Raw genomic sequence first — 12,504 nt, forward strand, 5'->3', positions numbered from 1 at the left:
ATCGCAGGCAAGCCAGCTCCCACACAAGCCAGCTCCCACAGGTTTAGCCGAGTAAGTTCTTTAGAACTTGGGTGAATGCGCGATTGCTGTCTTCTTCGCCGGCATGATGCCCATCCCGCACCCCCCCCTTCCCATTCACCAACACATCCCGCACCTGCCGATCCCCACCGGCAAACAACCAGCGATTCAGAATCCCATCCTCGCTAGCCGTCGCCAGGTACGGATCATTGCCATCCAGCACAATCCAGTCCGCACGTTTACCGACTTCCAACCGACCAATCGGCTGACCCAGCGCCTGCGCGCCGCCGTCCAGCGCCGCATCAAACAGCGTACGCCCGACCATCGGTTGATCACTGCGATACAGACGATTGCGCCGCTGGTCCCGCAGGCGCTGCCCGTATTCCAACCAACGCAACTCCTCGACCACGCTCAACGACACATGGCTGTCGGACCCAATCCCCATGCGCCCGCCCTGCGCCAGGAAATCCACCGCCGGGAAAATCCCGTCACCCAGGTTCGCCTCGGTGGTCAGGCACAACCCCGCAATCGCCCGGCTCTTGGCCATGCGCGTGACTTCATCCCCGTCGGCGTGGGTGGCATGCACCAGGCACCAGCGCTCATCCACTTCAACATTGTCATACAGCCATTGCAGCGGGCGCTTGCCGCTCCAGGCCAGGCAGTCGTCGACTTCCTTTTGCTGTTCGGCGATGTGGATATGCACCGGGCAAGCCTTGTCGCTGGCCGCCAGCACTTCGCTGATCTGTTGCGGTGTGACCGCGCGCAGGGAGTGGAAGCACAAGCCCAGCGCTTGCGCTGGTTGCGCGGCGAGGATCGGCTTGAGGCGCGCTTGCAGGTCCAGGTAGTTTTCCGTGCTGTTGATAAACCGGCGCTGGCCCTCGTTGGGCGATTGCCCACCAAACCCCGAGTGGGTGTAGAGCACCGGCAACAGCGTCAAACCGATCCCGCTGCTGGCCGCCGCCTGGCTGATCTGCCGCGACAGCTCGGTGCGATCGGCATAAGGCTGGCCGCTGACGTCGTGGTGCACGTAATGAAATTCGGCCACCGAGGTGTAGCCGGCCTTGAGCATCTCGATATACAGCTGGCGCGCGATCACCTGCAATTGTTCCGGGCTGATCTTGCCGACCATGCGGTACATCAGGTCGCGCCAGGTCCAGAAACTGTCATTCGGGTTGCCCGCCACTTCGGCCAAACCGGCCATGGCGCGCTGGAATGCATGGGAGTGCAGGTTCGGCATGCCCGCCAACACCGGGCCTCTCAGCCGTTCGGCGCCCTCTGCACTGGCATTGGCCGCAACCTGTGCCAGCAGGCCATCGGCGCTGACTTCAAGACGTACATCATTGGCCCATCCATTAGGCAGCAGTGCGCGTTCGGCAAAGAAAGCGGACATGATCAAGGCACCCCGGTCGTGTGTTTATTTGTATATACATATACAGACGTTTGCCTGCTCGGTAAACTCCGGCAATCTATGCATCTTTTTCCCCTGCAAGGATTCCCTGTGCCGACTCCGCCTGCCAAGTCTTCGCTGGCTGCCCACATGGACGAAAGTCCGGCGCCCTTGTACGCCCGCGTCAAACAGATGATCAGCCAGCAGATTCTCAACGGCAACTGGCCGCCCCATTACCGCGTGCCGTCGGAAAGCGAGCTGGTCAGCCAACTGGGCTTCAGCCGCATGACCATCAACCGCGCCCTGCGCGAGCTCACCGCCGAAGGGTTGCTGGTGCGCATGCAAGGCGTCGGCACCTTTGTCGCCGAGCCCAAGAGCCAGTCGGCGCTGTTCGAAGTGCACAACATTGCCGATGAGATCGCCTCCCGCGGTCATCGGCATACGTGCCAGGTCATCCACCTGGGCGAAGAAGCTGCCGGTTCCGAACGCGCCGTCGCCCTGGAAATGCGCGAAGGCGGGCGGGTATTTCATTCGTTGATCGTGCACTTCGAAAACGATATTCCCGTGCAAATCGAAGACCGTTTCGTCAACGCCCTGGTCGCGCCGGAATACCTGCAACAGGATTTCACCCAGCAAACCCCATATGCCTATTTGAACCAGGTTGCGCCGCTGACCGAAGGCGAGCATGTGGTGGAAGCGATCCTCGCCGACGCCGCCGAGTGCAAGCTGCTGCAGATCGAGCCCAGCGAGCCGTGCCTGTTGATTCGCCGCCGCACCTGGTCCGGTCGCCAACCGGTGACCGCCGCGCGGTTGATCCACCCCGGTTCACGTCACAGCCTGGAAGGACGTTTCAGTAAATGAGTGCAGTGAAAGTCTGGCGCGCCACTGACTACGTGCGCATGCCGTGGAAAAACGGCGGCGGCAGCACCGAAGAAATCACCCGTGACGCCGGCAGCGGCCTGGATGGGTTTGGCTGGCGCCTGTCGATTGCCGATATCGCTGAGTCGGGCGGCTTCTCGACCTTTGCCGGCTACCAGCGCGTGATCACCGTGATCCAGGGCGCGGGCATGGTGTTGACCGTGGATGGCGAGGAACAGCGCGGGTTGTTACCGCTGCAACCGTTCGCGTTCAAGGGTGACAGCCAGGTGGCGTGTCGTTTGATCACCGGGCCGATTCGCGATTTCAACCTGATCTATTCGCCAGAACGCTACCACGCACGGTTGCAGTGGATTGATGGTCAGCAGCGGTTTTTCACCACGGCGCAGACGGTGTTGGTGTTCAGCGTGGCGGATGAGGTGAAGGTGCTGGGCGAGAAGCTCGGCCATCACGACTGCCTGCAAGTGGACGGTAACACTGGCCTGCTGGATATCTCCGTAGCCGGCCGCAGTTGTGTGATCGAACTGACCGCACGCGGTTAAAAACTGTGGGAGCTGGCTTGCCTGCGATAGCGGTGTTTCAGTAGCAGATGTACTGACTGACACCCCGCCACCGCAGGCAAGCCAGCTCCCACAGTTGTTTCCCACTGTTCATTCGATCTGTTTCCAACCGGCGCACCAACTTGTTACCGAACGCCCCAGCATGGCGCAAAGCCATGCCGAAGCAACAAACATCCCTCGCGATAAAACTTCCCTGTAAGAAATTTCATCAAGCCCCGAAGCCTTAATTTCCAAGGCCTGCGCGCCCTTTCCCAAAAAATCCCAACAGCCCCCTCAGCAAGTTGGCCGCTTGATTGCATATGCTTGTATGTACAAGTAAAGATGTGTGCGTAAGAGTCCACATCGCACCAATCAAGTATGCGCATCGATCGCTGAGGAGTCTGAGTTGTGACCAAGCCTACTAAATACCGTGACGTAGAAATCCGCGCCGCCCACGGTAACAAGCTCACCGCCAAAAGCTGGCTGACTGAAGCGCCGCTGCGCATGCTGATGAACAACCTCGACCCACAAGTGGCCGAAAACCCGAAAGAACTGGTGGTGTACGGCGGTATCGGCCGCGCGGCGCGCAACTGGGAGTGCTACGACCAGATCGTCGAAAGCCTCACCAACCTGAATGACGACGAAACCCTGCTGGTGCAATCCGGCAAGCCGGTCGGCGTGTTCAAGACCCACAGCAACGCCCCGCGCGTACTGATCGCCAACTCCAACCTGGTGCCGCACTGGGCCAGCTGGGAACACTTCAACGAGCTGGATGCCAAGGGCCTGGCCATGTACGGCCAGATGACCGCCGGCAGCTGGATCTACATCGGCAGCCAGGGCATCGTCCAAGGCACCTATGAAACCTTCGTCGAAGCCGGTCGCCAGCATTACGACAGCAATCTCAAAGGCCGTTGGGTGCTCACTGCCGGCCTCGGCGGCATGGGCGGCGCGCAGCCATTGGCGGCGACCCTGGCCGGCGCATGCTCGCTGAACATCGAGTGCCAGCAAGTCAGCATCGACTTCCGCCTGGCCAGCCGTTATGTCGATGAGCAAGCCACTGACCTCGACGACGCCCTCGCGCGCATCGCCAAATACACCCAGGAAGGCAAGGCCATCTCCATCGCCCTGCTGGGTAACGCCGCAGAAATCCTGCCGGAACTGGTCAAGCGCGGCGTGCGCCCGGACATGGTTACCGACCAGACCAGCGCCCACGACCCGCTCAACGGCTACCTGCCCGCCGGCTGGACCTGGGACGAATACCGCGCCCGCGCCAAGACCGAGCCCGCCGCCGTGATCAAGGCCGCCAAGCAGTCGATGGCCGTGCACGTCAAAGCCATGCTGGACTTCCAGAAGCAAGGCATCCCGACCTTCGACTACGGCAACAACATCCGCCAGATGGCCCAGGAAGAAGGCGTGGAAAACGCCTTCGACTTCCCGGGTTTCGTCCCGGCCTACATCCGCCCGCTGTTCTGCCGTGGCATCGGCCCGTTCCGCTGGGCGGCGCTGTCCGGCGACCCGCAGGACATCTACAAGACCGACGCCAAAGTCAAAGAGCTGATCCCCGACGACGCCCACCTGCACAACTGGCTGGATATGGCGCGCGAGCGCATCAGCTTCCAGGGCCTGCCGGCGCGGATCTGCTGGGTTGGCCTGGGCCAGCGCGCCAAGCTCGGCCTGGCGTTCAACGAAATGGTGCGCAGCGGCGAGCTGTCGGCACCGGTCGTTATCGGCCGTGACCACCTCGACTCCGGCTCGGTGTCCAGCCCGAACCGTGAAACCGAAGCGATGCAGGATGGTTCCGATGCCGTGTCCGACTGGCCACTGCTCAACGCCTTGCTCAACACCGCGAGCGGTGCGACCTGGGTGTCGCTGCACCACGGTGGCGGCGTCGGCATGGGCTTCTCCCAGCACTCCGGCATGGTGATCGTCTGCGACGGTACCGACGAAGCGGCTGAGCGCATTGCCCGCGTGCTGCACAACGACCCGGCGACTGGGGTGATGCGTCACGCCGATGCCGGGTACCAGATCGCTATCGACTGCGCCAAGGAGCAGGGCCTCAACCTGCCAATGGTCAAGTAACGGCTGGCTCGGTTCCTGTGGGAGCTGGCTTGTCGGATCGCCGCATCGCTGCGATGGCATCACCTCGGTATGACTGACAGACCGAGTCGCCCGCATCGCAGGCAAGCCAGCTCCCACAAAAGCCAGCTCCACAGCAGAACAATGTGTACGCATAACAATCCACCAGAGGTTGAACCGACATGGCTGCAAATGACACCACCCCGTTGATCGAGAAACGTTCGATCGACTACATCCCGGAAGCGGAAAGACACGGTCGTCTATTGAGTCAGTTCACCTTGTGGATGGGCGCCAACCTGCAAATCACCGCGATTGTCACCGGGGCCCTGGCCGTGGTGTTGGGCGGTGATGTGTTCTGGTCGTTGATCGGCCTGTTCATCGGCCAACTGCTGGGCGGTGGGGTCATGGCGTTGCATGCGGCGCAAGGGCCCAAGTTGGGCTTGCCGCAGATGATTTCCAGCCGGGTGCAGTTTGGGGTGTATGGCGCGGCCATTCCGATTGTGCTGGTGTGCTTGATGTACCTCGGCTTCACCGCGACGGGTACGGTGTTGTCCGGCCAGGCCCTGGGCCAGTTGTTTGGCGTCAGCGACAGCGTGGGCATCCTGATCTTCGCCAGTGTCATCGTGCTGGTGACGGTGCTCGGTTACCGGGTGATCCACTTCATCGGCCGTGTCGCCAGCGTCATCGGCGTGATTGCCTTTGTGTACCTGTTCAGCCGCCTGATGAGCCAGACCGATGTAGGCGCGCTCCTGCAAATCCGCCACTTCAGCTGGAGCAGTTTCCTGCTGGCGGTGTCGCTGGCGGCGTCCTGGCAGATCGCCTTCGGTCCGTATGTGGCGGACTATTCGCGCTACCTGCCGAGCAGCACGTCGTCGGTGAAGACCTTTCTCGCGGCGGGTGCGGGTTCGGGGATCGGCGCCCAGGTGGCGATGGTCCTCGGTGTGTTCGCCGCGGCGATGTCCAACGGGCAATTCGCCGGTCATGAAGTGGCCTACATCGTCGGCTTGAGCGGCACGGGAGCCACGGCTGCGCTGCTGTATTTCAGCATCGCGTTCGGCAAGGTGACCATCTCCACGCTGAACTCCTACGGCAGCTTCATGTGCATCGCCACCATCGTCAGCGGTTTTCGCGGGCGCATGGAAGTCACGCGCCTTCAGCGCCTGGTATTCGTGCTGGCCATCGTCGGCACAGCGACCCTGATCGCCTTGCTCGGCCAGCACTCGTTCCTCGGTGCGTTCAAGTCGTTCATCCTGTTTCTGCTGGCGTTTTTCACGCCCTGGAGCGCGATCAACCTGGTGGACTACTACTGCATCACCCGCGACCGCTATGACGTGCCGGCGCTGGCCGATCCGAACGGTCGTTACGGCCGCTGGAACCTGCTGGGTATCAGCGTGTATGTGTTCGGCGTGCTGGTGCAGTTGCCGTTCATCTCCACCAAGTTCTACACCGGCCCACTGGTGGCGGCGCTGGGTGATGTGGATATTTCCTGGATCATCGGCCTGGTGCTGCCCGCCGCGCTGTATTACCTGTGCGCGAAAAAATGGCACGGCAGCGTGCCCGCTCAACTGATCCTGCCAACAGAGCAGGGCGCTGTACCAACAACAACCGGGCTGGCGGCACAAGCCTGATGGGACGTGGACAGGGCAGGATGCCTACTGACTGCCGTAATCCATTTCAAGATTGGGAGCGTCACAACAATGAAAATGCATAAAACCCTGATGGCTACCTTGCTCTCTGCAGGTTTGCTGGCCAGCGCTGGCGCCCAGGCGGCCGGCTGGTGCGAGTCCGGCAAACCGGTGAAGTTCGCCGGCCTGAACTGGGAAAGCGGCATGTTGCTTACCGACATCCTGCAAACCGTGCTGGAAAAAGGCTACGACTGCAAAACCGACAGCCTGCCAGGCAATTCCATCACCATGGAAAACGCCCTGAGCAGCAATGACATCCAGATCTTTGCCGAAGAGTGGGTCGGCCGCAGCGAGGTCTGGAACAAGGCCGAGAAGGCCGGCAAAGTCGTCGGCGTCGGTGCGCCGGTGGTGGGTGCCATCGAAGGCTGGTACGTGCCGCGTTATGTGATCGAAGGCGACGCCAAGCGCAAGCTGGAAGCCAAGGCGCCGGACCTGAAAACTATCGCCGACCTGGCCAAGTATTCCGCCGTGTTCAAGGACCAGGAAGAACCGTCCAAAGGCCGCTTCTACAATTGCCCGGCCGGCTGGACCTGTGAGCTGGACAACAGCGAAATGCTCAAGAGCTACGGCCTGGAAAGTTCCTACACCAACTTCCGCCCAGGCACCGGCCCGGCGCTGGATGCGGCGGTGTTGTCGAGCTACAAGCGTGGCGAGCCGATCCTGTTCTACTACTGGTCGCCAACCCCGCTGATGGGCCAGGTCGATCTGGTCAAGCTGGAAGAAAAAGCCGGTGTGGACAAGAGCGTGACCATCAAGGTCGGCCTGTCCAAGACCTTCCACGAGCAAGCCCCGGAACTGGTGGCCGTGCTGGAAAAGGTCAACCTGCCCATCGACCTGCTGAACCAGAACCTGGGACGCATGGCCAAGGAGCGCATTGAGTAGCCGAAGCTGGCGAAGATCTTCCTCAAGGAACATCCTGAAGTCTGGCACGCCTGGGTGAGCGAAGACGCAGCCAAGAAAATCGACGCGGCCTTGTAGGTCAAGCGTGCCCGGCTACCCTGAGGGGTCGGCCGGGCGCCTGGCCACAACCCATTGGATCGAGAGCACGATATGTTTCCTGAGAGTTTTACGTTTTCCATCGCCGACTGGGTCAACGGTTGGGTGGACTCACTGGTCACCAACTACGGCGATGTGTTCCGGCACATCTCCGACACCCTGTTGTGGGCCATCGTCAACCTGGAAGGGCTGCTGCGCGCGGCGCCCTGGTGGCTGATGCTGGCCATCGTCGGCGGCGTCGCCTGGCATGCCACCCGCAAGGTGCTGACCACGGCGGTGATCGTCGGTTTGCTGTTCCTGGTGGGCGCGGTTGGCCTGTGGGACAAGCTGATGCAAACGCTGGCGCTGATGATGGTCGCCACGGTGATCTCGGTGCTGATCGGCATCCCGCTGGGCATCCTCTCGGCGCGCAGCAATCGCCTGCGTTCGGTGCTGATGCCGTTGCTGGACATCATGCAGACCATGCCGAGCTTCGTGTACCTGATCCCGGTGCTGATGCTGTTTGGCCTGGGCAAGGTCCCGGCGATTTTCGCCACGGTGATCTACGCCGCGCCGCCGCTGATTCGCCTGACCGACCTGGGGATTCGCCAGGTGGACGGCGAAGTCATGGAAGCGATCAATGCCTTTGGCGCCAACCGCTGGCAGCAACTGTTCGGCGTGCAACTGCCGCTGGCGCTGCCGAGCATCATGGCCGGCATCAACCAGACCACCATGATGGCGTTGTCGATGGTGGTGATCGCCTCGATGATCGGTGCCCGTGGCTTGGGTGAAGACGTGTTGGTCGGCATCCAGACCCTCAACGTCGGGCGCGGCCTTGAAGCCGGCCTGGCGATCGTGATTCTCGCCGTGGTCATCGACCGCATTACCCAGGCCTATGGTCGTCCACGGCATGAGGCGAGCAAATGACTACTGTCAGCAAAATCGAAGTTAAAAACGTCTTCAAGATCTTCGGCTCGCGCTCCAAGGAAGCGCTGGCGCTGATCGGCCAGGGCAAGACCAAGGACCAGGTGCTGGCCGAGACCGGCTGCGTGGTCGGCGTGAATGACCTGTCCCTGAGCATCGGCACCGGTGAGATCTTTGTGATCATGGGCTTGTCGGGTTCCGGCAAATCCACCCTGGTGCGCCACTTCAACCGCCTGATCGACCCCACCAGCGGCGCGATCCTGGTGGACGGCGAAGACATCCTGCAACTGGACATGGAAGCCCTGCGCCAATTCCGTCGGCACAAGATCAGCATGGTGTTCCAGAGCTTCGGCCTGCTGCCCCACAAGAGCGTGCTCGACAACGTCGCCTACGGCCTCAAAGTGCGCGGCGAAAGCAAGCAGGTGTGCGCCGAACGCGCCCTGCACTGGATCGAAACCGTGGGCCTCAAGGGCTACGAGAACAAATACCCGCACCAGCTCTCCGGCGGCATGCGCCAGCGCGTTGGCCTGGCCCGGGCGTTGGCGGCGGACACCGACATCATCCTCATGGACGAAGCGTTCAGCGCCCTCGACCCGTTGATCCGCGCCGAGATGCAGGACCAGTTGCTGGAGCTGCAAAAGACCCTGCACAAGACCATCGTGTTTATCACCCATGACCTGGATGAAGCGGTGCGCATCGGCAACCGCATTGCGATCCTCAAGGACGGCAAGCTGATCCAGGTCGGCACGCCGCGCGAGATCCTGCATTCGCCGGCGGATGAATATGTGGACCGGTTTGTTCAGCGGCGGGCGGCGGTGGTCTGACGGACGCTATCGCAGGCAAGCCAGCTCCCACAGGGAAATGCATTCCAAATGTGGGAGCTGGCTTGCCTGCGATGAGGCCAGTGAAGCTGCACCAGAATTAACGAAGGTATGAAGATGTCCCAGCCAACCAAAATCATCATCGCCAACACCCCCTTACGTTGGCAGGACGTAGTCGCCGTCGCCCGCCACGGCGCCGTCCTCGAACTCTCGGGGCAAGCCTGGGCGCGCATCGACAATGCGCAGGCCATCGTGCAACGCATCGTTAGCAGCGGCGAACGCGCCTACGGCGTGAACACTGGCCTCGGCGCGTTGTGCAATGTCTCGCTCAAGGGCGAGCAACTCAGCCAGCTGTCACGCAACACCCTGCTGAGCCACGCCTGCGGCGTCGGCCCGGTGCTCAGCGACGAACAGACCCGCGCGATCATCTGCGCCACGATCATCAACTACAGCCACGGCAAATCCGGCCTGCACCCGCAGGTGGTGCACGCGTTGCTGGCGCTGCTCAACCACGGCATCACGCCGCAAGTACCGTCCCAGGGCTCGGTGGGTTACCTGACCCATATGGCCCACGTCGGCGTGGCCTTGTTGGGTGTAGGCAATGTGAGCTATCGCGGCCAGATCGTTCCGGCGCAGCAAGCGTTGAGCGCCGAAGGTTTGCAGCCGGTGGTGCTCGGCGCCAAGGACGGCCTGTGCCTGGTCAACGGCACGCCGTGCATGACCGGCCTGAGCTGCCTGGCCCTGGCCGATGCGCACCATTTGCTGCAATGGGCCGATGTGATCGGCGCCATGAGTTTCGAGGCCCAGCGCGGCCAGATCGATGCGTTTGACGAAGAAATCATCGCCCTCAAGCCGCACCCGGGCATGCAGCACGTCGGTATCAACCTGCGTGCGCTGCTGGACGGCAGTGAAGTGATCGCCAGCAGCAAAGGCATTCGCACCCAGGACGCGTTGAGCATCCGCTCGATCCCGCAGATCCACGGCGCAGCCCGCGATCAGGTGGAGCACGCCACGCGCCAGATCGAGACCGAACTCAACAGCGCCACCGACAACCCGCTGCTGCTCGGCACGCCGGACAGCTACCGCGTGGTGTCCCAGGCCAACCCGCATGGCCAGTCGGTGGCCCTGGCGGCAGACCTGCTCGCCATCGCCATGGCCGAGATCGGCTCGGTGGCCGAGCGCCGCCTGGACCGCCTGATCAACCCCCACGTCAGCGGTCTGCCGGCGTTCCTGGTGAGCAACCCCGGGGTCAACTCCGGGATGATGATCGTGCAGTACGTCGCCGCGTCCCTGTGTGGGCAAAATCGCCAACTGGCGCAACCGGCCGTGCTCGACAACTTCGTCACCTCCGGCTTGCAGGAAGACCACCTGAGCATGGGCACCAACGCCGCGCTCAAGCTGCACCAGGTGCTGGCCAACGTCACGCAGATCCTCGCCATCGAGTATTTGCTGGCGGCCCAGGCATTTGAATTCCTGAAGGAGCAGCGTTTCGGCGCCGGCACCGACCGCGCCTGGCGCTTGCTGCGCGAAGGGGTGCCGGCCTACGAACAAGACCGCTGGCTGGCGCCGGACATTGCCGCCGCTGCCCAGTTGATCAAAGACACCGCGTTACCCAATTTGCACTGATAGTCAAAAGAACAATTCAAAAGGAGTAGGAATGTGACTGCGCTAAATCTGATTCCAGGCCAACTGAGCCTTGCCCAACTGCGGGCCATCTACCAGCAGCCGGTAACACTCAGCCTGGATGACAGCGCCACGGCGCAGATCGAAGCCAGCGTGGCGTGCGTGGAGCAGATTCTCGCCGAGAATCGCACCGCCTACGGCATCAATACCGGTTTCGGCCTGCTGGCCTCGACCCGCATCGCCAGCGAAGACCTGGAAAACCTCCAGCGTTCCCTGGTGCTGTCCCACGCCGCCGGCGTCGGTGAGCCCATCAGCGATGCGCTGGTGCGGCTGGTCATGGTGCTCAAGGTCAACAGCCTCAGCCGTGGCTTCTCCGGCATCCGTCGCCAGGTGATCGACGCGTTGATCGCGCTGATCAATGCCGAGGTGTACCCGCACATTCCGCTGAAAGGCTCGGTGGGTGCTTCCGGTGACTTGGCGCCGTTGGCGCACATGTCCCTGGTGCTGCTGGGCGAAGGCAAGGCGCGCTACAAGGGCGAATGGCTGGAAGCCACCGACGCGCTGAAAGTCGCCGGCCTCACGCCGCTGACCCTCGCCGCCAAAGAAGGCCTGGCGCTGCTCAACGGCACCCAGGTCTCCACCGCCTATGCCTTGCGTGGCCTGTTTGAAGGGGAAGATTTGTTCGCCGGTGCCCTGGCGTGTGGCGCGCTCACCGTGGAAGCGGTGCTGGGCTCGCGTTCGCCATTCGATGCGCGGATTCACGCCGCTCGCGGCCAGCGGGGGCAGATCGACGCCGCCACGGCCTATCGCGACCTGCTGGGTGAAAGCAGCCAGGTGTCGCAGTCGCACCAGAACTGCGACAAGGTCCAGGACCCGTACTCCCTGCGTTGCCAGCCGCAAGTCATGGGCGCCTGCCTGACCCAGTTCCGCCAGGCCGCTGAAGTGCTGGTGGTCGAAGCCAACGCCGTGTCGGATAACCCGCTGGTATTTGCCGCCGAAGGCGACGTGATCTCCGGCGGCAACTTCCACGCCGAACCGGTGGCCATGGCCGCTGACAACATGGCCCTGGCCATCGCCGAAATCGGCTCCCTCAGCGAGCGCCGTATCTCGTTGATGATGGACAAGCACATGTCCCAACTGCCGCCGTTTTTGGTGGGCAATGGCGGGGTCAACTCCGGTTTCATGATCGCCCAGGTGACCGCCGCTGCGCTCGCCAGCGAGAACAAGGCGCTGGCCCATCCCCATAGCGTGGACAGCCTGCCCACCTCCGCCAACCAGGAAGACCACGTGTCGATGGCCCCGGCGGCGGGCAAGCGCCTGTGGGAAATGGCCGAGAACACCCGTGGCGTGTTGGCGGTCGAATGGCTGGCAGCCTGCCAGGGCCTGGACCTGCGCGAAGGCCTGAAAACCTCGCCGAAGCTGGAAAAGGCGCGCGCCATCCTGCGCGACAAAGTGGCGTTCTATGAGAAGGACCGTTTCTTCGCCCCGGACATCAACGCCGCCAGCGAACTGCTTGCCAGCCGCTGCCTGAATGAGCTGGTGCCGGCGAAGTTACTGCCAAGCCTCTAAGGCGCAACACC

9 protein-coding genes and 1 pseudogene are annotated in these 12,504 nt (G+C 62.4%); 9 read left to right on the plus strand and 1 reads right to left on the minus strand.

The features are described 5' to 3' along the window. Nucleotides 1–43: 43 nt before the first annotated feature. Entirely contained in the window at nucleotides 44–1,408 is a 1,365-nt protein-coding gene (locus B348_RS0125230) for a formimidoylglutamate deiminase (RefSeq protein WP_017738807.1), read from the minus strand. A 147-nt stretch (nucleotides 1,409–1,555) separates the two neighbouring features. On the opposite strand from B348_RS0125230, the gene hutC reads away from it, so the two are divergent. The 9 genes and pseudogenes from hutC to hutH (B348_RS0125275) all read left to right on the plus strand — a co-directional run bounded on the left by hutC (nucleotide 1,556) and on the right by hutH (B348_RS0125275) (nucleotide 12,493). Next, nucleotides 1,556–2,266 carry a histidine utilization repressor gene (gene hutC / locus B348_RS0125235; protein ID WP_017738808.1) on the plus strand — a complete coding sequence of 237 codons (711 nt, stop codon included), beginning with the start codon at nucleotides 1,556–1,558 and terminating at the stop codon, nucleotides 2,264–2,266. Continuing rightward, entirely contained in the window at nucleotides 2,263–2,823 is a 561-nt protein-coding gene (locus B348_RS0125240) for a HutD family protein (RefSeq protein WP_017738809.1), read from the plus strand. Before hutC ends, B348_RS0125240 begins: the two co-directional genes overlap by 4 nt. 405 nt (nucleotides 2,824–3,228) lie before the next feature. Next, nucleotides 3,229–4,899 (plus strand): urocanate hydratase, encoded by a 1,671-nt coding sequence (gene hutU / locus B348_RS0125245; RefSeq protein ID WP_017738810.1) that lies wholly within the window; start codon nucleotides 3,229–3,231, stop codon nucleotides 4,897–4,899. Nucleotides 4,900–5,078: 179 nt separating this feature from the next. Next, nucleotides 5,079–6,524 carry a cytosine permease gene (locus B348_RS0125250; protein ID WP_017738811.1) on the plus strand — a complete coding sequence of 482 codons (1,446 nt, stop codon included), beginning with the start codon at nucleotides 5,079–5,081 and terminating at the stop codon, nucleotides 6,522–6,524. 69 nt (nucleotides 6,525–6,593) lie between these two features. Next, nucleotides 6,594–7,559, plus strand: a pseudogene (locus tag B348_RS01000000130310) (ABC transporter substrate-binding protein). A gap of 72 nt (nucleotides 7,560–7,631) precedes the next feature. Continuing rightward, nucleotides 7,632–8,483, plus strand: coding sequence for a proline/glycine betaine ABC transporter permease (locus B348_RS0125260; protein WP_017738813.1), 852 nt, complete (start codon nucleotides 7,632–7,634; stop codon nucleotides 8,481–8,483). Continuing rightward, nucleotides 8,480–9,304 (plus strand): glycine betaine/L-proline ABC transporter ATP-binding protein, encoded by an 825-nt coding sequence (locus B348_RS01000000130315; protein ID WP_017738814.1) that lies wholly within the window; start codon nucleotides 8,480–8,482, stop codon nucleotides 9,302–9,304. Before B348_RS0125260 ends, B348_RS01000000130315 begins: the two co-directional genes overlap by 4 nt. Nucleotides 9,305–9,418: 114 nt before the next feature. Continuing rightward, a complete protein-coding gene (hutH, locus tag B348_RS0125270) occupies nucleotides 9,419–10,927 on the plus strand; it encodes a histidine ammonia-lyase (RefSeq protein WP_026137054.1) in 1,509 nt (502 codons plus the stop codon). A gap of 33 nt (nucleotides 10,928–10,960) precedes the next feature. After that, entirely contained in the window at nucleotides 10,961–12,493 is a 1,533-nt protein-coding gene (gene hutH, locus B348_RS0125275; protein WP_017738816.1) for a histidine ammonia-lyase, read from the plus strand. The last annotated feature ends 11 nt before the right edge of the window (nucleotides 12,494–12,504 follow it).

Origin of the sequence: Pseudomonas sp. CBZ-4 (assembly GCF_000346755.1) — a bacterium.
Taxonomy (GTDB): Bacteria; Pseudomonadota; Gammaproteobacteria; order Pseudomonadales; family Pseudomonadaceae; genus Aquipseudomonas.

Excerpts from the sequence above, each read along its gene's own strand:
- B348_RS0125250 (WP_017738811.1), top strand. The coding sequence starts at position 5,079 with ATGGCTGCAAATGACACCACCCCGTTGATCGAGAAACGTTCGATCGAC.
- B348_RS0125230 (WP_017738807.1), bottom strand. The coding sequence starts at position 1,408 with ATGTCCGCTTTCTTTGCCGAACGCGCACTGCTGCCTAATGGATGGGCC.
- B348_RS0125260 (WP_017738813.1), top strand. The coding sequence starts at position 7,632 with ATGTTTCCTGAGAGTTTTACGTTTTCCATCGCCGACTGGGTCAACGGT.
- B348_RS0125240 (WP_017738809.1), top strand. The coding sequence starts at position 2,263 with ATGAGTGCAGTGAAAGTCTGGCGCGCCACTGACTACGTGCGCATGCCG.
- hutC (WP_017738808.1), top strand. The coding sequence starts at position 1,556 with ATGGACGAAAGTCCGGCGCCCTTGTACGCCCGCGTCAAACAGATGATC.
- hutH (WP_026137054.1), top strand. The coding sequence starts at position 9,419 with ATGTCCCAGCCAACCAAAATCATCATCGCCAACACCCCCTTACGTTGG.
- B348_RS01000000130315 (WP_017738814.1), top strand. The coding sequence starts at position 8,480 with ATGACTACTGTCAGCAAAATCGAAGTTAAAAACGTCTTCAAGATCTTC.